General features: G+C 62.3%; 16 protein-coding genes. 13 read left to right on the top strand and 3 right to left on the bottom strand.

Going from position 1 to position 17,926, the window contains the following annotated elements; translation table 11 throughout:
* Positions 1-195: 195 nt before the first annotated feature.
* On the bottom strand, positions 196-1,266 hold the full coding sequence (locus DW2_RS13405) for a hypothetical protein (RefSeq protein WP_038068700.1): 1,071 nt from the start codon (positions 1,264-1,266) through the stop codon (positions 196-198).
* A 226-nt stretch (positions 1,267-1,492) separates the two neighbouring features.
* On the opposite strand from DW2_RS13405, the gene DW2_RS13410 reads away from it, so the two are divergent.
* The 7 genes from DW2_RS13410 (at position 1,493) to DW2_RS20085 (ending at position 9,531) form a co-directional block, all read left to right on the top strand.
* Positions 1,493-2,374 (top strand): recombinase family protein, encoded by an 882-nt coding sequence (locus DW2_RS13410; RefSeq protein ID WP_038147529.1) that lies wholly within the window; start codon positions 1,493-1,495, stop codon positions 2,372-2,374.
* Between the two features lie 134 nt (positions 2,375-2,508).
* Positions 2,509-3,702, top strand: coding sequence for a plasmid partitioning protein RepA (gene repA / locus DW2_RS13415; protein WP_038147418.1), 1,194 nt, complete (start codon positions 2,509-2,511; stop codon positions 3,700-3,702).
* The gene (gene repB / locus DW2_RS19425) at positions 3,686-4,615 is read left to right on the top strand and encodes a plasmid partitioning protein RepB (RefSeq protein ID WP_078542900.1); all 930 of its coding nucleotides are present in this window, start codon (positions 3,686-3,688) and stop codon (positions 4,613-4,615) included. Before repA ends, repB begins: the two co-directional genes overlap by 17 nt.
* Positions 4,616-4,829: 214 nt before the next feature.
* Positions 4,830-6,041 carry a plasmid replication protein RepC gene (repC, locus tag DW2_RS13425; protein ID WP_038147420.1) on the top strand — a complete coding sequence of 404 codons (1,212 nt, stop codon included), beginning with the start codon at positions 4,830-4,832 and terminating at the stop codon, positions 6,039-6,041.
* 180 nt (positions 6,042-6,221) lie between these two features.
* On the top strand, positions 6,222-8,390 hold the full coding sequence (locus DW2_RS13430) for a ParB/RepB/Spo0J family partition protein (protein ID WP_038147423.1): 2,169 nt from the start codon (positions 6,222-6,224) through the stop codon (positions 8,388-8,390).
* Positions 8,391-8,489: 99 nt separating this feature from the next.
* A complete protein-coding gene (locus DW2_RS13435) occupies positions 8,490-8,963 on the top strand; it encodes a hypothetical protein (protein WP_038147424.1) in 474 nt (157 codons plus the stop codon).
* Positions 8,964-9,366: 403 nt separating this feature from the next.
* Complete coding sequence (locus DW2_RS20085; protein WP_009574204.1) at positions 9,367-9,531, top strand: hypothetical protein; 165 nt, start codon at positions 9,367-9,369, stop codon at positions 9,529-9,531.
* Positions 9,532-9,897: 366 nt separating this feature from the next.
* On the opposite strand, the gene DW2_RS13440 is transcribed toward DW2_RS20085, so the two are convergent.
* Positions 9,898-11,235: an ATP-binding protein gene (locus DW2_RS13440; RefSeq protein ID WP_038147426.1), complete on the bottom strand. Its 1,338-nt coding sequence runs from the start codon at positions 11,233-11,235 to the stop codon at positions 9,898-9,900.
* Entirely contained in the window at positions 11,232-11,891 is a 660-nt protein-coding gene (locus tag DW2_RS13445) for a response regulator transcription factor (RefSeq protein WP_038147429.1), read from the bottom strand. The genes DW2_RS13440 and DW2_RS13445 overlap by 4 nt, the downstream gene beginning before the upstream one ends.
* Positions 11,892-12,036: 145 nt before the next feature.
* Here DW2_RS13445 and DW2_RS13450 point away from each other — a divergent pair, with 145 nt between their 5' ends.
* The 6 genes from DW2_RS13450 (at position 12,037) to DW2_RS13475 (ending at position 17,925) form a co-directional block, all read left to right on the top strand.
* Positions 12,037-12,354 carry a PepSY domain-containing protein gene (locus DW2_RS13450; RefSeq protein WP_038068680.1) on the top strand — a complete coding sequence of 106 codons (318 nt, stop codon included), beginning with the start codon at positions 12,037-12,039 and terminating at the stop codon, positions 12,352-12,354.
* Positions 12,311-13,696, top strand: coding sequence for a ferredoxin reductase family protein (locus tag DW2_RS13455; RefSeq protein WP_038147432.1), 1,386 nt, complete (start codon positions 12,311-12,313; stop codon positions 13,694-13,696). The genes DW2_RS13450 and DW2_RS13455 overlap by 44 nt, the downstream gene beginning before the upstream one ends.
* Before the next feature lie 183 nt (positions 13,697-13,879).
* The gene (locus tag DW2_RS13460; RefSeq protein ID WP_038147435.1) at positions 13,880-14,236 is read left to right on the top strand and encodes a hypothetical protein; all 357 of its coding nucleotides are present in this window, start codon (positions 13,880-13,882) and stop codon (positions 14,234-14,236) included.
* Between the two features lie 38 nt (positions 14,237-14,274).
* Positions 14,275-14,745 carry a DUF2271 domain-containing protein gene (locus DW2_RS13465; protein WP_038147438.1) on the top strand — a complete coding sequence of 157 codons (471 nt, stop codon included), beginning with the start codon at positions 14,275-14,277 and terminating at the stop codon, positions 14,743-14,745.
* Positions 14,746-14,756: 11 nt separating this feature from the next.
* Entirely contained in the window at positions 14,757-16,964 is a 2,208-nt protein-coding gene (locus DW2_RS13470; protein ID WP_038147440.1) for a PepSY domain-containing protein, read from the top strand.
* Complete coding sequence (locus tag DW2_RS13475) at positions 16,945-17,925, top strand: FAD:protein FMN transferase (protein WP_038147442.1); 981 nt, start codon at positions 16,945-16,947, stop codon at positions 17,923-17,925. Before DW2_RS13470 ends, DW2_RS13475 begins: the two co-directional genes overlap by 20 nt.
* The last annotated feature ends 1 nt before the right edge of the window (position 17,926 follow it).

Consider the following 17,926-nt stretch of genomic DNA (forward strand, 5'->3'; position numbering starts at 1 on the left):
TTATTTCGCCCCGTTACAACCTTCACCCACTGGAGCTTCAAGCGATCAATTGTCACAAAAACGTGAGACGAATGGCTAACGAACGCTTTGGGCTGGAAAAGCCTTGTCGCATTCGAACGGAAAGTGGCTTAAACGATCATCTGGGGCGGCACTAAAGCGTGCCAGGTCAAGCCGGTGTCAGCCTCGACAAATGACCTATATTAGGTCAGCTTTCCACATGCGATACCTCCCGTTCCCCGTCACCTCGCGGATCAAACCGCTTGCCTCCATCCATGCGAGATTGCGCTGAACGGCGGCGCGGCTGGCTCCGGTCATGGCCTCAGCCATCGGGGCGGAGACCAAGGGCCATTCCGTGAAAACCTTTCGCAAGGCAACCGGCGTGCGGCCAGATAATTGCGCCATGACGTTTTCTGCCCGCCCGATCCACACTTCAATATCATCAAGTGTTCGCATCGCCGTTAGAATTGCGCTGTTCATCCCATCCAACCAGCGGGCCAAACGCTCGGGTGGCAAGCCCGAAACGCGCAGCCCCCCGGCCCCGGCCATAGCGAGCGGCGCGAAGATGGCACCGCTTCCATCGCTGGTCGCGATCCTAGACGCGGTGACGGCAGCTTCGATCTGGTCGCCGTGGCGTCCGAGGCCCGCCAAGCTCCACAGGTGATACCCCATGCACGCCCGCGTGATCGGGTGGAGACCCTTTGCGGCTGCCATGACGTCCAGCCACCCACCCGCGCGATCCTCGAAACGCTCAGCGCTGTCTTCAATGTTCTCGGGGTCGCGGCGATCCAGAAAAGCGGCCAGGTCAGCCATCGGTCCGGGACCGCCTGTCAAGCGCCGAACAGCCCATCCAACGCGTGCCAAGGCATTTGGGTCATCCTGTGCACCTGACAGCCGCATGGATACCCAGAGCGCCAGACGATCAGTACTCACCCGATCTCCTGCGACCCAGCTGAGGGCCGCTGCCTCGACAAGAGCGAGGCGATGCCGCCAGCCTTCCGGGCCGCGCAGCAGCCGGTCATCCAGAGCTCCCAGGCGTCCAGCCACCTTTGCTAGCCGCGCAGCGTGAACGCCTTCTGCCTTTGCCCAGTCTTCGATGACGGCAGTGTCCGGCGGTTCTGCACGCGGCCCGGGAGGCAAATCATCTGGTTCTTCTTCGAATGGTCCCGGCAGAAACCAGAGATCCTTTTCGTGAGCCTCTGCATCCTCCTCGGTAGTGATGAGGGGGTCGTCGTAACCATCAGTCAAAATAGAGGCTCTCGTATTCATATGTGCAAAATACTTATTTTTTGCACATTACCCAAGTGATTTTGTGGCGGTTGCCTACGCCCTTTATATAGCACGCTCGCGCGACTGCCGGCGGAACCTCTCAGATCGCGCTCAGCGCTAGGGAACCAAGGGTCTTAGGATGAACGCGACGAGAGAGCACCTACTTGCATTCGTTTACAAACGGTCGTTTATTGGCGATATATTAAATTGCAAACGGCCCAGTTTCATGCCCCTGATTGGCTATGCGCGCGTCTCCACCGAGGATCAGACCCCCCTGCCCCAGTCTGAAGCACTGCAGTCTGCGGGATGCACCGAGATCTTTGAAGAGCACGCCTCGGGCGGCAATCGCGCGCGGCCCGTGCTTGCACGTGTGCTGGAGCGGATTGGCAAGGGCGACACGCTGGTCGTCGTGCGGATCGACCGGCTTGCGCGGTCTTTGTCGCACCTACTTGAGGTGATCGAAAAACTGGAGGGCAAGGGGGCGTTCTTCCGCTCGCTCCAGGACCCGATCGACACTGCCTCGCCCCAGGGCAAGTTCACGTTGCAGGTTCTGGGCGCTGCGGCTGAGTTCGAACGCGCTCTGATCCGCGAGCGTACCAAAGCCGGACTTGCCTCGGCACGCTCAAAGGGCCGCGTCGGCGGCAACCCAGGTCTTCGCGCCAAGGACCCTGAAGCGCTGCGCAAGGTGCGGCTGGCGCGACAGGACGGCTACATGGAGCGCTTGAACGAAACTGCGCAGGATTGGGTGCCCCATGTGCGCCGTTTGCGCCCCGATCTGGCTTGGGAAGACGTCCTGCGGATCATCAATGGCCCCCTGCCCCATGATCGGCGCTGGACGCAAAGCCGCTTGCTTCGCGCCGTGAAGGCATACGTGGCGGACGGATTCCTGCCTGCTGAAGTGCTTGGACGCGCTGGACGTCGCGAAACCGACGATCGCCTGCCTGCGATTGTCGCCGCAATCAAAGGTGCTGACCCCGAGATCACCTTGCAGGCAATCTGCGACCGACTGGAATCCATGCGTGAGCGCACCCCTCGCGGTCGCACCAGCTGGCAGCCTTCCTCAGTCAGAATGCTGCTGGAGCGTGCTGAAAAGCTGGGGCTCCTCTGAGGATCACACTTGTGTTGGCCTAACCGATTTCCACTAAATCTAGAAAGTGCTTGCACGAATCTGGTTGGTCGGGCAATAGTCTCGAAAAATAACGCGCGGTCACATAAAAAACGCGCCCACGGATCGGGGTAGACATGAGCGAAGTAGAGCAGGATCTAGACATCGCCATCGGGCACTACGCGGAACTTCTCGCGTCGAACCTGCATGCTCAGCGCGCCGCACACTTCCCTCCGGATGCAAAGAAGGTGATGCGCACTTTGACTAGCGGCGAAGCTGCTGAGCTCCTTGGCGTCGACCATACCTATCTTCGGAAGCTTCATCGAGAAGGAAAGATCGTTGACGTTGAGACGACGGCTGGAAGTCATCGTCGCTATACGCTCGACGATATCTGGGAAATCCGGCAGACGCTTGAAGGAAACGCAAAAAAGTCTGGAACTTACGTGCCTGGGCGTCGCGACGGTGACGAGCTTCAAGTCGTTTCAGTGGTGAACTTCAAGGGCGGGTCCGGCAAAACGACGACGTCTGCTCACCTCGCTCAACGCTTGGCGCTTAAGGGGTACAGGGTTCTTGCGATCGATCTCGACCCTCAAGCATCCCTTTCAGCTCTTCATGGAATCCAGCCGGAACTCGACCTTATGGAGGGCGGAACCCTCTATGATGCAGTTCGCTATGACGATCCGGTTCCGATCGGCGAAGTGATCCGCAAGACCTACATCCGCGGCCTTGATCTCATCCCGGGCAACCTTGAACTCATGGAGTTCGAGCACGAGACGCCTGCTGCTATCCAGCGAGGAGGAGCGAAGGCGTTCTTTGCGAGAGTTCATGATGCTCTCGATAGTGTTGAAGCAAACTACGACGTTGTTGTGATCGACTGCCCGCCGCAGCTTGGTTTCTTGACGATGTCAGCACTTTCCGCGTCCTCGGGTGTACTCGTGACGGTTCACCCGCAGATGCTTGACCTCATGTCGATGTCCCAATTCCTGCGAATGACTGCGGATCTCCTGGGAGTGATCAGGGATGCAGGCGCAAATCTGCGCTTCGATTGGCTGCGCTTTTTGCCAACGCGATACAAAGTCGGCGACGCGCCACAAACCGAAGTCATCGCTTTCATTCGCGGGCTGTTCGGGAGGTCGGTCCTGACCAATCACATGGTTGAATCGACCGCAATTTCTGATGCCGGCTTGACCAAGCAAACGCTCTACGAAGCTGACAAGAAGGACTTCACGCGTCAGACGTTTGATCGTGCGATCGAATCCATGAACGCAGTGAACGATGAGATCGCTGAAATCATCCAGAACACATGGGGGCGGAATGGCAAGAAAGCCTAAACTTGGCCTGCCGCTGCAGACCCTTCGCAACGCTCCTGACGCTCTTGAAGGACGCCGACTGCGTGGCGGTGTATTTGAGATCGATCCGGCGCAGATTGTTACCGAAGGACGGTTGGATGACAGGCTTCAGATTGAAGTTGAGGGCCTGAAGAACTCTATCTCCAAGAACGGTCAGCGTGTGCCTGTCTTGGTCCGCCCACTGGAAGGCGATCGCTACAACCTGATCTATGGCCGCAGGCGCCTAGAAGCATGTCGCGAACTCGGTATCAAAGTTCGAGCCATCGTCACGGAAGTTGAGGGTGATCAAGCGCTTCGAGATCAGCTTCTCGAGAACCAAGAGCGTCGTGATCTGAGCTTTATTGAACGCGCGCTTGTTGCAACGGCGCTTCTGGACGGTGACCATTTGGAAGGGGCTGAGCGCACCAATCGAGGTGTCGCCGAAGTCCTTAACCTCCACGAAGCTGGGGTTTCACAACTCTTGAGTGTCGTTCGGACAGTCGGCGAGGAACTCATCCAGGCAATTGGTGCAGCTCCTGGGATTGGTCGCCCAAGATGGGAAGAACTCAAAAAGGCCTTGGGTGCCTACGACGGTGATCGAGACCAACTGCAAGCCGCAGCTCATACAGCTAAGTCCGAAAGTTCCGGCTCGGTCGATGAGGTTTCTGATCGTGCGTTTCTCGCAGTTCTGGAAGCTGCGAAGAGCGCGGAGAGGAAAGCAAGTCCGTCTCGCAAGGGCGCGCCTGCTTTGGCGATCCCCGGTGTCGGAGCTGCGACAGTCAGGACCGGTCGCCAAGGCAAGCAGCTAAAACTCGATCTGACTACGGATGAACCTGAATTTGTCAGCTGGTTGGAGGGCAATGCCTCAAAGCTGATTACCGAGCTTCATGAGCGCTGGAAGCGTTCAGAAGACTGAGGAAGAGCAACCAACAAGAAGGAGGCACGATACAGGCAAAAAAGAAAAAGGCCCCGAGAAGCTAGCTTCACGAGACCTTTGTAAGGTTTCGCACCGGGATCAGCCCGCTACAAAATCTCAGTTTTCGCACTTCTGAATGTAGCGTTCTGGCCCCTACCCCGCAAGCGCAAAGCGATTCGCGGGCCGCAGAAATTTTGCCTTCGTGAATGTTTTCATGGAGTACACACCGATTTCGCCGTTTATGCGGCCGATCTCGCACGCCCATCTGCGCGTGATCGAGCGCCCCGAGGCATCTGTTCCGGGCAGACCCGTCAACAAGTGGGAACTCCTGCGCGAGCTCTCCAAGGCGCAAGCGGCCTTTGGCGTGTCAGAACGTGATTTGACTGTTTTGCAGGGGCTCCTCAGCTTCTTTCCAGACGATGCACTTGGCGGGAACGCCGAGATGGTAGTCTTCCCCTCGAACAAGGCGATCTGTGAGCGCCTGAATGGTATGCCCTGCTCCACGATGCGTCGTCACCTCGCGCGTCTTGTCGATGCTGGTTTGCTCCAGCGGCGTGATAGCCCCAATGGAAAGCGCTACGTCCGCAAGCACGGCGAAGAGCGCGTCGCCTTTGGCTTCGATCTTTCCCCGCTCTACTGCCAGTCCGAGGAGATAGCACGGGCCGCAGAGGCCGTACGTGAGGCTGAGGAGCGCGTCAGGCGTCTGAGAGAGGTTGTAAGCCTCATGCGGCGTGATCTCGCGGCTCTCGCGGAGTTCGGAGGCGAGATGCAGCCAGGCCTCGGCATCTGGGACCAGCTTCGTGACAAGGCTATCCTCACAGCGCGCGCGCTTCGCCGCAAGCTTTCAATTGAGGACCTCGTGGCCTATCGAGCCGATCTTGAAGCTCTCCTCGACCAGGCACGCAACATCATTGATGGCTCTGAAACAGAAGGAATGAACACCAATGATGCCCGATCTGAGCGCCACCATCAGAGTTCAAATATAGAATCTATAGATCTTGAACCTGCTTTAGAAAAAAGCGGGGCGGCGGCCGGCGTGCCAGATGTGGACAGGGATGAGCCCGTGGCTGACGTCGATGAACAGGACACAAGACACCTGCCAAAGATCCCGCTGCACCTGGTGATCGCGGCATGTCCCTCGCTCAATACCTTCTACCAAGGCGAAATCCGACATTGGCATCAGCTTTTTGACGCGGCATGCCATGTGCGGCCAGCTATGGGGATCAGTGCGTCTGCATGGGAAGAAGCTCAGCGGTTCATGGGTCCGGAGCAAGCGTCGATCGTCGTTGCTGCCATGCTGGAACGCTTTGAGGACATCAGATCGCCTGGTGGATACTTGCGAGCTCTAACTGCCAAAGCTGCGGCCGGTGAGTTTTCCTGTGGGCCGATGGTCATGGCATTGATTGGGCGACGATCTGCAGCTTAACAGCTGTTAAGGTTGAGAGACTGCGTACTGTTCCGCGACATCGGAACTGACGACTTAACAGCTGTTAAGGTCCTGTCTCGGGAGCGTCAGAATAAGAGAGGGAAAGGTTTGTTGGTTTGAGGGGTGACGGGAAGTGAGATCGGAAGAGTGGCTTCCGGCGCCCGTCGTGGAGAAGATTTGATGGCGAAATCTGCCCAGAAAGTCACCCTGTCCCCGTCCCGGGACATTCCCTTCGACAAGCTCGTGCTGAGCCAGTCCAACGTCCGGCGCATCAAGGCCGGCATCTCGGTCGAGGAACTGGCCGAAGACATCGCCCGCCGCGGATTGCTGCAGAGCCTGAGCGTTCGACCCGTTCTGGCGGATGACGGGTCCGAGACCGGCAAGTTCGAAATCCCCGCTGGCGGTCGGCGCTTCCAGGCCCTGTCTCTCCTGGTGAAGCAGAAACGCTTGGCCAAGACGACGCCCATTCCCTGCATCGTGCGAGATGCCACTTCCGCGATCCTCGCCGAAGACGATTCGCTCGCTGAGAACATGCAGCGTGCAGCCTTGCATCCGCTCGATCAGTTCCGCGCCTTCGTGGCGCTTCGGGATAAGGGTCAGGGCGATGAAGAGATCGCTGCCGCTTTCTTCGTCACGCCGCAGGTGGTCAAACAGCGCCTGAAACTCGCCGCCGTGGCCCCTGCCCTGCTCGATCTCTACGCCGAGGATCTGATGACGTTGGAGCAGCTGATGGCCTTCACGGTCAATCCGGATCACGAGCGTCAGGTTCAGGTCTGGGAGGCGATCAAGTCGTCCTGGAACAAGGAGCCTTATCAGATCAGACGCATGCTGACCGAAACCTCGGTGCGGGCCTCCGATCGTCGTGCCGTCTTTGTCGGCGTCGATGCCTATGAGGCTGCTGGCGGCACCATGTTGCACGACCTCTTCCAGGGCGATGACGGCGGCTGGCTGGAAGACCCGGCCCTGCTGGATCGTCTGGTTAGCGAGAAGCTTCAGGCTGAAGCCGAAGCGATCGCGACCGAGGGCTGGAAGTGGATCGAGGTCTCTCTCGACTTGCCCTATGGCTACAGCCACGGCTTCCGCCGGCTGAGCGGAGACCCGGCGCCGATGACAGATGACGAAGGCACGGCCCATGCCAAGCTGCTTGCCGAGTACCGGGCGCTCGAGGAGGAATACGAGGGCCAGGATGAATTCCCCGAAGAGATCGACGCGCGTCTTGGCGAGTTGGAAGTCGCGATGGAGAAGCTGGAGGCTAGGCCGCTGATCTTCGACGCGGAGGAGATCGTACGGGCAGGGGCTTTCGTGACGCTTGACCGCTATGGCGAGCTTTCCGTCTATCGGGGCTTTGTCCGGCCCGAGGATGAACCTCGGCAAGATGCCGACGTCCACAGCGGTGAACAGGCGGCAGACGGGCAGGGCGTTGAGCTTTCAGCGGGGCGCAGCGCGGACGGTGTCGGCCATGGCACGGTGATCACCTCTGCCGGTCAGGCGCTTGGCGGAATTATGCCCGACGACGAGGACGATGGTGCGTTGAAGCCCTTGCCTGAGCGGCTGATCATGGAGTTGACGGCGCACCGGACATTGGCACTGCGGGAAGCTGTCGGGCGCTCACCTGACGTCGCGTTGACACTGCTGCTCCTGAAGCTCGTCAATGACACCTTCCGGACGTCCAGTTCGGCCGGCAGCTGCCTCGAGGCCTCGGTGCGTCACGTCTATATGTCGGCGCAGGCGAGCGATCTGAAGGACAGCGTGGTAGCCAAGCTGGTTGACGATCGTCATGCGGAGTGGGAGGCCGACCTGCCGCTCGGCGACGATGCCGCTCTCTGGGATTACCTGGCTTCCCTCGATCAAGGGAGCCGGCTTTCGCTGCTCGCGCATTGCCTCAGCTTCGGGATCAACGCGCTCCATGAGAAGGTGAACCCCTATGGTGCCGGTATCTCCGCCAGCGGCTTGACCAAGCGGATGACCCAGTCCGACTTGGTTGCACAGGCGGTCGAACTCGACATGGTCGAGGCGGGTTGGGAGCCGACGGCCGATACCTACCTGAACCGCGTGCCCAAGGCACGGATACTCGAGGCTGTGCGCGAGGCGAAAGGGGAAGGGACGGCGCAACTCCTCGATCACCTGAAGAAGGGCGAGATGGCGACCGAAGCCGAGCGTCTGCTGAAAGGCAGCGGCTGGTTGCCGGAGGTTCTTCGCCGTCACGATCTGGCAGCACTCGATGGCGCGGAAGGGCAGGGGGCGCCTGAGCTCGTTTCCGACGCTGAGCAGGCCGAAGATGTCGACCTTCCCGCCTTCCTCGCCGCTGACCTGCCGGGTGATGATGCGTCGATGATGGCTGCGGAGTGATCCGCGCCATCCGAGGGCGGGGAAACCCGCCCTCAATCACATAAAACCAAATAATATCAACATGATGAATGCAAAGTGACGCATTCAGGATGAGGAATCATGTCTGCAACCACTATTCTCGATGACGCGCCCCTGGGCGCGCTCATTCGCTACACCGACAACAGTCCGAAACCGCCTGCGCGGTTCACCAAGAAGCTCGCGGCCTGGGAGCGCTCGAACGGCGTCGGCCGTCTCGTCAAGAAGGAGCCGCCGCGACCCTATCCAACCTGGACGGCGCCGGCTTCGTTCACGCTGCACGAGGGGAACTTCTCCTCGGACGGGGTCATTCTCGTGACGATCATGCGGACCCATTCGGCAGATAGCGCCTTGACCTTCGAGGTCGCTGAGGAACCACAGCCTGGGCAGGTGCGTGTCCTGCTGGATTTCGGCGGTTGCACGGAGCTGCTCCACCTGGCCGAGTCTGTCACGGCTGCCGAACTCTGGATCGCCAGAGAAGGCTATCGCAACGCGCGGCTGGAGATCGTCGGCAGCGAGGACGGCGACAGGGCAGGGGACGCGGATTTTGCCGCCTGAGCCGATGTAGAACCCAAGGGGCCCGCCAGAGCGCGGGCCTCTCACCCATCACGATCCTGTCCTGCGAGATCGCGGGGCACCATAGGATCCATTCCAACACGGAATGACGTATTCCTTGAAAAGCCTGCCCGGGAGGCTGGCACCGATGGCATCAGCGGGACACCCGGCTCCAGTCAGCGGTCGCACAATCCCCCGCTCGCCATTCCCTTCCTTGCCCCGAATCCCGTCTTCGAGATCAACCCGCGAGGGGTCGGACTACGGGCGAGCCCGTGCCGCCGGGTGGATTCGGCCCCGTTTCACTTTTTCGGGCCGAACGCACCCGGTGATGTCAGGCAGTCTTCGGGCCTGCGAGGTCCTGTCGCGCGGGGGATGGTCCTCCGCCTCCAAGACAGGAGCCAAACAGATGTCCCGCAAAGATGCTCACGCCTTCGCCGCCTCTCTCGCCGCCACGCTCATGGTCTCGATCGTCGTCTTCCAGGCCGGTGATGGAACCTATGGCGCCGTCCCCGCTGATGAAATCGACGGAGACGAGGTCGTGATCGTCTCGGAATACGATCCCTTCGGGTGAGGCTTCGGCCTCACTTCCCGAGGGCCCAGGCGTGGCACAGGTGTGCACTTGGGCCTAGTAATGTCCCCGTGACCGGGGATAGTCAGTCGGCTAACAATCGCTTCCGACAGTCTGCTTCTACCATGTTCGGGAAGCCTTTTCGTCGATCATCCCTATATGCTGGAAACAGCGGTCACCCCCATGGTGAGCGCTGGTTACATGACGTTCATCAGCGCGGGGTCCATTCCGAACAGGCTGCTGGCGCTGTGCGCTGCCTTTCCGAGCGTCACGCTGCATAGCACGGTAACCGACGCGCCAGGCCAGGCCCTGATGATCTTGATCCCAAGGCTGCATTTGACCCTTTGGGAACCAAAGTGGATGTCGCTGTCACTCGCTGTCGTCTATCGGCAACCTGAGCGATACTTGAAAACCTGTGGTCCGGCCCGGCCGCGGCGATTGAAGGACAAGGCGGCTGCTGATCCGCTCTGCGATTGCGGCGACGATGGCAAGACCCAGGCCGCTGCCGTCGGAGGTGGCAGAGGCCCGCTCGAAACGCGCTGTCAGCCGGTCGAGCGTTTCGCCTGGCACGACAGGGCCGTCATTTGCCACGGTGAACTGGCCAGATGCGGTCAGCGTGACGTCGACCGGGGTAGTCTGTCCCCCATGACGAAGAGCGTTTTCCACGAGGTTCCGGCACAGAATGGCGAAGGCGTCGGGATCAAGATCTGACATGACAGCCATGTCGGGAAGATTTAGCCTGATACGATCTGGCGTGCCCGTGCGGCCAATATCGTCCACCACAATTCTCGCAACGCCCCTCAGATCCGAGCTTTTGTCCATCCTCAATCGCCCGCCTTCTGCCCGCGCGAGTTGCATCATGCGTTCTGTGCGTCGCGTCAGCCTTTTCAGCGTCTCCTCGATGTCGGTCGCACGTTGTGCAGCCGCTCGGTCCTTGGTTTCTGACCTAAGCCTCTGCGCCTGCGCGATCGCTCCCGCGAGTGGTGTGCGTAGCTCGTGAGCGGCATTCGCAGCAAAGCTTCGCTCGGCCTCGAACGCTTCGCGCAATCTGGCCAGCAGGCTGTTCAGGGTGTCAGCCAGCGGGCCGATTTCAGTTGGAAGCCCCTCGTGAGGAACCTGCGAAAGGTCGCGAGCGCCACGTGCTTCCAGCCGCGCGCGGAACCGGCGCAGAGGATCAAGGCTGAAGCGAACTGCCAGGATGATCGCGATCAAGGCCACTGGAAGCACGATCAGCAAGGGCAGGCCGAGACCCATCTGGATTTCGCGAGCCACCGACATGCGGTGGGCCAGCGGCTCGGCCACTGTGATGCGGATCGTGTCCTGAAGCGCCGCGTCGCTGTAGAGACGGTGCGTCGCGGTCTGGCGAAACCCGGGCCCGTCATAGGAGGGGAACACGGTGGGGTCCGCCGCATGCGATTGCAACAGGACGCGGCCTTCGGCATCGCGCACGAGATAGGTGAAGAACTCGTCGTGCTCACGGATCGGGGCGAGCCGCTGGGTCACACCCTGATCTTCCCGCCCGACGATGTCGGTTGCTGCCAGCGGCAGGATCCGCTCCGCTGTCTCACGGAGCGCGCTGTCGAAGACCTCGTCCATTTCGGCCCGGACGATTACGGCCGTCACCGTCGCTGCGAGAAGCCACAGCACCGTCAGCACCAGCCCCACCGACAGGCCGAGCCGTGCCTCTAGGCTGACGGGCCACTTCATGGCCTGCCCAGGCGGTAGCCCATGCCGCGCTCGGTCTCGATGATTGCGCTCCCCAGTTTCTTCCGCAGGCGGCTGACATGGACCTCGATGGTGTTGCTCTCGACCTCGGCGTCGAAAGCGTAGAGCTTCTCCTCCAACTGCGCCTTGGACAGGAGCTGCCCGGGACGCGCGAGGAAGGCTTCGAAGAGCGCCCATTCCCGCGCCGTCAGCGGCACATGTCTGCCATCCCGATGGACGCTGCGCGCGGCAAGGTCGATGTCGAGCGGTCCGTGGGTCAGGATCGGGTTGGGGTTGCCGCTGTAGCGCCGCGCGACCGATCCGATCCGCGCCGACAGTTCCGACAGGTCGAAAGGCTTCACAAGATAGTCGTCAGCGCCTGCATTAAGCCCGTCGATCCGATCGGACACCTGGTCGAGTGCGGTAAGAATGATGACCGGTGTCACGTCGCCCCGCGTGCGCAAGCCCTTGAGAAACCCTATACCGCGCCCGTCCGGCAGCATCAGGTCGAGCAGGATTAAGTCGTAGGACGTAGCAGCCATGGCATCGCTTGCCGCATCCAACCGCGTAACCCAATCCACTGACTGGCCATCGGCTGCGATCTGGTCGCGCACGGCAGCGCCGAGGGTCGTGTCGTCTTCGATCAGCAATATGCGCATGGTCGTACCCGTTCTTGTCTGATGTCCCTGCATGATCCGTCTGGCTGACACGAAGCTGAAGCCTGTGGGTCGCGCCCGTTCAGGCTGTCGTCAGTTTCGCAGCGCATGAAGTGCATCAAGAGGCGAGCCACTAGGAGTGTGCCCCATGAAGAAGACATTGACAATTATCGGCTTTCTCGCGGTCTTCCCGGCCGGCGCGGCGCTGGCTGACGACGACTGCTTCGTTCCGATGGCTGATTGGCAGCCGCGCGACGCGGTTGCCCGTCTTGCCGAGGAAAATGGCTGGGCGGTGCGCCGCATCAAGATCGACGATGGCTGCTACGAAATTGACGGCCGGGATGCCCAAGGGCGTGCGATCGAGGTGACGGTCCACCCGGCGACGTTGGAAGTAATCGAGTTCGAGTTTGAGGACGACGATGATGATCGTCGCGACCGCGATCACGAGAGACGCGACGATGACTGATACGGCGCATCGTGATGGTAATGTCTCTGCGCCGGGCCTTCCCACACTCCCTCGGCTTTCCCTCAACTCTCCTCTGGCCCTGACGGGCCCGGTGCTGGTGGCGCTGCCATGCCTGCTGGCGGCTCTGTTCGGGATGAACACCTATGCGCCTTATGGTGCGGATGCAGCATTTGGTATTGCCGTCGGGGCCGCGGCAGTTGTCGCGATGGCACAGACCTTGATCCTCGCCGCACGGCCGCCACTGGTGGAACCATTGTTCGGCGGTCTCGATCGAATGTACCGGGTCCACAAATGGCTCGGCATTTCCGCGATGGTCCTGATGATACTGCACCAGCAGATAGAGCCGGATTTCGAGCGTTTGGTGCGTGAAACCTCCCTTGGGGACCTAGGTGAAGAGGCGGGCGAACTTGCCTTCAACGCACTTCTCGCCCTAGTCGCTGTCAGCTGGTTCCGGAGATTGCCCTTCATCGGGCTCGAGATTCCCTATCAGCTCTGGCGGTTCAGCCATCGTTTCATGGGAGCCCTTTTTGCAATCGTGGTGTTTCACCAGTTTTTTGTCGACATGCCTGCTGGGGTGGACCCGACATTCATGTTGGTGCTGAATGCTTTCGGAATCGCCGGAGTTGTCGCCTGGATCTTCACCGAGTTGCTCGCTCCGCATCTACGGCGTAGAGACTTCACTGTCAGCCAGATCAGCCAGACCGGTGACACGACCACCTTGATGCTCACTCCCAAAGGCCGTGCCATGCGGTGGCGGCCCGGGCAATTCGCTTTCGTTCGAGCGCCGGAAGCTGGACTGTCCGAGCCGCACCCTTTCACGATCGCCAGTGCCCCGCGCCCTGATGGCTCCCTGACGTTTTCCATCCGGGCTCTGGGTGGGTGGACACGGAGCCTTCCGGCGACGTTGCGGACCGGAACGCGCGTGCAGGTCGAAGGCCCCTATGGGCGGTTCGATTTTCGCAAGGGCGGTGCGCGCCAGATCTGGCTGGCCGGCGGTATAGGTATCACGCCGTTCCTCGCCTGGGCGGAAAGCCTGACGGAGGCGGAAAGGCGCGACATTCACCTCGTCCACTGTGTTCGAACGCAAGACGAGGCGATCGGGTTGGAGACGCTGCGCGCTGCGGCCGCCCGCAATCCGAGTTTCAGTTTCGAGGTGGTCGTCACGGCGCGCGATGGCAGGCTCACGGCCGAGCGCCTGATCGGCGCGGTCCCTTTCGCGATCCGGCAAGCCGATTTGTGGTTCTGCGGCCCAACCGGTCTGAAGGACGGGATTCTCAAGGGCTTGAAAGCACAAGGCCAAACGCCTCGCCGTGTCCGCTTCGAGCAGTTCGAATTCGCCTGAACGCGGGGCAGGGCGCATAGCCATGCCAGCCCTGTAGCCTGCGCTCGCATCTTTTTGGCCCCGCCATCATCGGCGGGGCCATTTTTTTCCTGACGGCAAGCTGAAGGAGGAATCGCTGGGGCGTCAGGAAGCCCTCAGGTCGACGCGCCAGATTTGTCTCATCAGACGAAAGGAGACCTTGCCATGAAAAAGACCCTGACCCTTCTCGCAGCGACAACGGCGCTGACCGCCGCCATCGGCGTTCCTGCCTGGAGCGCGATGCAGGCCCCGGCCGACAGCATGCTTCGGCCCGTGGCCGCGCTCTTTGACGACGCCTCACAAGACATGCCTCTCATTCTCGCAAGCGACGATGACGACCGCTGGCGGGACGGTTCGCGTCGCGGACACGACAATGACGATGATGATGATGACTGTGACGACGATGATGACGACGACGATTGTCGGGGCGGCGCCCGCAATCCCGCGCCCGCTGGAACGGTCGCTCCTCCTCAGAACGGCCTCTTCGGAAATGGCGCCCCTCCGCAGGTTCAGGTGAACTGAACAGCTCCGAAGCCCCTCTCCGAATAAGGATACATCCGATGAAATCGCTTCTCGCAACGCTCGCTCTCACCACCGCGCTAACGCTCCCCAGCCTCGCCATGGCGCGGCCGGTGACACTGACCGCAACGCTCAATAATTACGGCGGCGACGGCGCCTATCTTGCGCTCTACGTCACAGATACCTCTGGAGCCTATGTCGGCAGTCTCTGGATGGCTGGTGGCAAGTCCAAATACTACGAGCATCTGAGCGACTGGTACCGTGCCACGGGCGGCGATACTGCGCAGGTCAACGGCATTACCGGGGCCAGCGTCGGCGCGGGCCGCAGTCTTGAGATCACGCTTGATCTGGCTGATGCGCTGTTCGATGCGGGCTACACGCTCCACATCGACGCGGCCGTCGAGGACATGCGCGACAGTCCGAACGAGGTGGCGGTGCCGCTCACGACCGACGGCGCGGGCACGCCGGTGCGCGGGCGCCGGTACGTCGCCAGCTTCGCCTACGACATGTGAGGATCGGGGCCATGATCCGTGCACTCCATCGCTGGCCGGGTCTTCTGGCCCTCGCGCTCGTCACGATTCTCGCGCTGAGTGGCGCGGCACTGTCGGTCTTCCCTGCGGCCGAACGGCTTGCCGCCCTGCAGCCGGAGACCGGGCTCACGGTCGCCGCCCTCGCGGACCGCATTCGGGCGGTCCATCCGGGCGTGGAGCAGATCCGCCGGTCGCCCTCGGGCCGGATCACTGCCTACTGGTTCGATCAGGGCGCGCCGGGGGCCGCCGTGATCGACCCGGCGACGGGTGAGGGCGTGGCCTCGGCCGACCCGAACCAGGCCGAACGCTGGCTCACCAACCTGCACCGCTCGCTGTTCCTCGGGGACGGCGGCCGCATCGCCATGGCCGCAGGGGCGGCCGCGATGCTGATCCTCTCGCTCTCCGGCGCGGCGCTGGTCGCGCGGCGGGCGGGAGGCTGGCGACACTGGTTCGCGCGCTTGCGCGGACCGCTTGCCGGGCGGCTGCACGTCGAGATCGCCCGGATCGCCGTCGTCGGCTTCGTTCTGTCTTCCACGACCGCCCTCTGGATGACGGCGTCGACCTTCGATCTCCTGCCGGATGGCGGCGCCATCCCGGCCATGCCGACCGAGGTCAGTGGAGCGACGGGGTTTGCGCTGGACCGGATGGCCACGCTGCAGCAGACGCCCGTCGCCGAGTTGCGCGAACTGAGCTTTCCCTATCCCGGCGACGCTACGGACGTCTTCACGCTGAAGACCGACCGTGGGACCGGGTATCTCGATCAGGGCACCGGGGCGCTGCTGGCCTGGACTGACCTGACCGGGTGGGAACGCGTTTCGGAAACCATCTACATGCTGCACACCGGACAGGGCGCGGCGACGCTTGGCCTCGTTTTGGGCCTGATGGCGCTCGGCGTCCCGGCCATGGGCGTGACTGGCGTTGTCGTCTGGCTCGCGGGACGGAGGGGGCGGCCGCGCATCCGAGGCAATCAGCCCGCGGGACGTGCCGAGACGATCCTGCTCGTCGGCAGCGAGGGCGGCAGCACCTGGGGATTTGCGGCCACGCTCCACACCGCACTGACGCAAGCCGGGCAGAAGGTACACACAACACCGATGTCGGCCTTCGCGCCAGAACGCTACGCTATGGCCCAGCGGATCATCCTGCTCGCCGCAACCTATGGCGACGGCGCGGCGCCCGCCTCGGCGAAGGGCTTTCTCGACCGGCTGAACGCGTGCGACCGGGCGGCGGACATCCCTCTTGCGGTGCTCGGCTTCGGCGATAGAAGCTTTCCGGCCTATTGCGCCTACGCGGAGTCCGTCGCAACTGCGGCAGAGGCGAAGGGCTGGCCCGAACTGCTGGCTTTCGACACAATCGACCGCCAGTCGCCGCAGGATTTCGCCCGCTGGGGCCGCGCACTGGGCGACGCTCTCAGGGTCGACCTCGAGCTGTCGCACCAGCCCGTCTTGCCGAAAACTGAAACGTTGACCCTCGTCTCGCGCCGCGACTACGGCGCCGAGGTGCAGGCCCCGACCGCGATCCTCCGCTTCGCGCTTCCGCGCGTCACGCTCTGGCAGCGGCTGGTCGGGGCGGGCTTCGCGCGGTTCGAGGCCGGTGACCTGATCGGCGTCCTGCCGGAAGGAAGCGCCGTCCCGCGGCTCTATTCGCTCGCCTCCGCGCGCTGCGACGGCTTCATCGAGATCGTCGTGAAAAAGCACCCCGGCGGTCTCTGCTCGGGTCAGCTCACGGCCCTGGAGCCGGGCGATACGGTCACCGCCTTCCTCCGCCGCAACCCTGGCTTCCGTCCGGGGCCGAGCCGGGCACCGCTGATCCTGATCGGCGCGGGGACCGGCATCGGGCCGCTCGCGGGTTTTGTGCGCGGCAACACGCGCCGCAGGCCCATCCACCTCTTCTTCGGGATGCGGCATCCCAAAAGCGATTTCTTCTACGGCGAGGAACTGCCCGCCTGGCAGGATGAGGAACGCCTGGTGCGTCTGGTCATGGCGGTCTCGCGGGTGGAGCATCCGCACTACGTGCAGGACGCGTTGCGGGACGACGCGGCCCAGGTCACCAGACTGATCCGTGACGGGGCGCGCGTGATGGTCTGCGGCGGTCGTGAAATGGCGGCGGGCGTGGCCGATACGCTGGCCGAGATCCTCGCGCCGGCCGGGCTCACGCCGGCAGTCCTGAAGGCGGAGGGGCGGTATGTCGAAGATGTCTACTGAGCTGGTGAAGGTCGCGCTGAACGGACCGACCATGGGCACACGCTGGTCCACGCTGTTCTTCGCGGAACCGGACTTCGACCCGGCCACGGTCCGCGTGGCGCTTCAGGCGGCTGTCGATGAGGTGGACGCACAGATGTCCACCTGGAAACCCGATAGCCACCTGATGCGGCTCAATGCGGCGCCGGTCGGCGAATGGATCGCTGTTCCCGCGCGATTGCGCGAGGTGATACGCCTCGGCCTGGAGATCGGGCGCGCCTCCGGCGGGGCCTTCGATATCGGCATGGGCGACGCGGTTAAAGCTTGGGGCTTCGGGCCAGGAGACGTCACGCCGGATGGCATCCGCGCAGCGATGAAAAACCCTCGTTGCCCGGCGCATGAAGTCCTGGAGTTCGACGGCGACCACGTTCGCAAGACCGCGCCCGTCGCGCTCGACCTCAACGGTATCGCCAAGGGTTATGGCGTCGACCGCCTGGCCGAGACCCTGCGCGATCATGGGATTTCCGCCGGACTCATAGGGATTGACGGCGAGATGCGGGCGATGGGTGTGCGGCCAGACGGCGAGGCCTGGACCATCGCGGTCGAGGCGCCGGACTCCGAGCGCCGAAGGCCGCATTCAATCCTCGCGCTGCAGGACGCGGCCGTCGCGACCTCGGGCGACTACCGCCACTGGGTCGAGGTGCAGGGTCGCCGTCTCTCGCACACAATGGATCCGAGACGCGGCGCGCCGCTGATCGCGTCGCCTGCCTCCGTCACCGTCGTTGCCCGCAGCTGTGCCGAGGCCGATGCCTGGGCAACGGTGCTTATGGTGCTCGGTCTCGACAAAGGAGCGAAACTCGCAAGAAAACAAGGGCTTGACGCCCTGTTCCTCCTGCGCGATGATGCAGGGAGCGCGAGGGGCGTAGGAGTCGGACGACTTTTTTCCGAAGAGCCAGCGGCGATGACCCCAGCAGAGGGGAGATAAG

The sequence above is a fragment of the Thioclava atlantica genome (assembly GCF_000737065.1).
GTDB lineage: Bacteria > Pseudomonadota > Alphaproteobacteria > Rhodobacterales > Rhodobacteraceae > Thioclava > Thioclava atlantica.

What these genes read in the sequence shown, in the direction of transcription:
- DW2_RS13405 (WP_038068700.1), bottom strand. Translation starts at nt 1,266, where the DNA reads ATGAATACGAGAGCCTCTATTTTGACTGATGGTTACGACGACCCCCTC.
- DW2_RS13410 (WP_038147529.1), top strand. Translation starts at nt 1,493, where the DNA reads ATGCCCCTGATTGGCTATGCGCGCGTCTCCACCGAGGATCAGACCCCC.
- repA (WP_038147418.1), top strand. Translation starts at nt 2,509, where the DNA reads ATGAGCGAAGTAGAGCAGGATCTAGACATCGCCATCGGGCACTACGCG.
- repB (WP_078542900.1), top strand. Translation starts at nt 3,686, where the DNA reads ATGGCAAGAAAGCCTAAACTTGGCCTGCCGCTGCAGACCCTTCGCAAC.
- repC (WP_038147420.1), top strand. Translation starts at nt 4,830, where the DNA reads ATGGAGTACACACCGATTTCGCCGTTTATGCGGCCGATCTCGCACGCC.
- DW2_RS13430 (WP_038147423.1), top strand. Translation starts at nt 6,222, where the DNA reads ATGGCGAAATCTGCCCAGAAAGTCACCCTGTCCCCGTCCCGGGACATT.
- DW2_RS13435 (WP_038147424.1), top strand. Translation starts at nt 8,490, where the DNA reads ATGTCTGCAACCACTATTCTCGATGACGCGCCCCTGGGCGCGCTCATT.
- DW2_RS20085 (WP_009574204.1), top strand. Translation starts at nt 9,367, where the DNA reads ATGTCCCGCAAAGATGCTCACGCCTTCGCCGCCTCTCTCGCCGCCACG.
- DW2_RS13440 (WP_038147426.1), bottom strand. Translation starts at nt 11,235, where the DNA reads ATGAAGTGGCCCGTCAGCCTAGAGGCACGGCTCGGCCTGTCGGTGGGG.
- DW2_RS13445 (WP_038147429.1), bottom strand. Translation starts at nt 11,891, where the DNA reads ATGCGCATATTGCTGATCGAAGACGACACGACCCTCGGCGCTGCCGTG.
- DW2_RS13450 (WP_038068680.1), top strand. Translation starts at nt 12,037, where the DNA reads ATGAAGAAGACATTGACAATTATCGGCTTTCTCGCGGTCTTCCCGGCC.
- DW2_RS13455 (WP_038147432.1), top strand. Translation starts at nt 12,311, where the DNA reads ATGATCGTCGCGACCGCGATCACGAGAGACGCGACGATGACTGATACG.
- DW2_RS13460 (WP_038147435.1), top strand. Translation starts at nt 13,880, where the DNA reads ATGAAAAAGACCCTGACCCTTCTCGCAGCGACAACGGCGCTGACCGCC.
- DW2_RS13465 (WP_038147438.1), top strand. Translation starts at nt 14,275, where the DNA reads ATGAAATCGCTTCTCGCAACGCTCGCTCTCACCACCGCGCTAACGCTC.
- DW2_RS13470 (WP_038147440.1), top strand. Translation starts at nt 14,757, where the DNA reads ATGATCCGTGCACTCCATCGCTGGCCGGGTCTTCTGGCCCTCGCGCTC.
- DW2_RS13475 (WP_038147442.1), top strand. Translation starts at nt 16,945, where the DNA reads ATGTCGAAGATGTCTACTGAGCTGGTGAAGGTCGCGCTGAACGGACCG.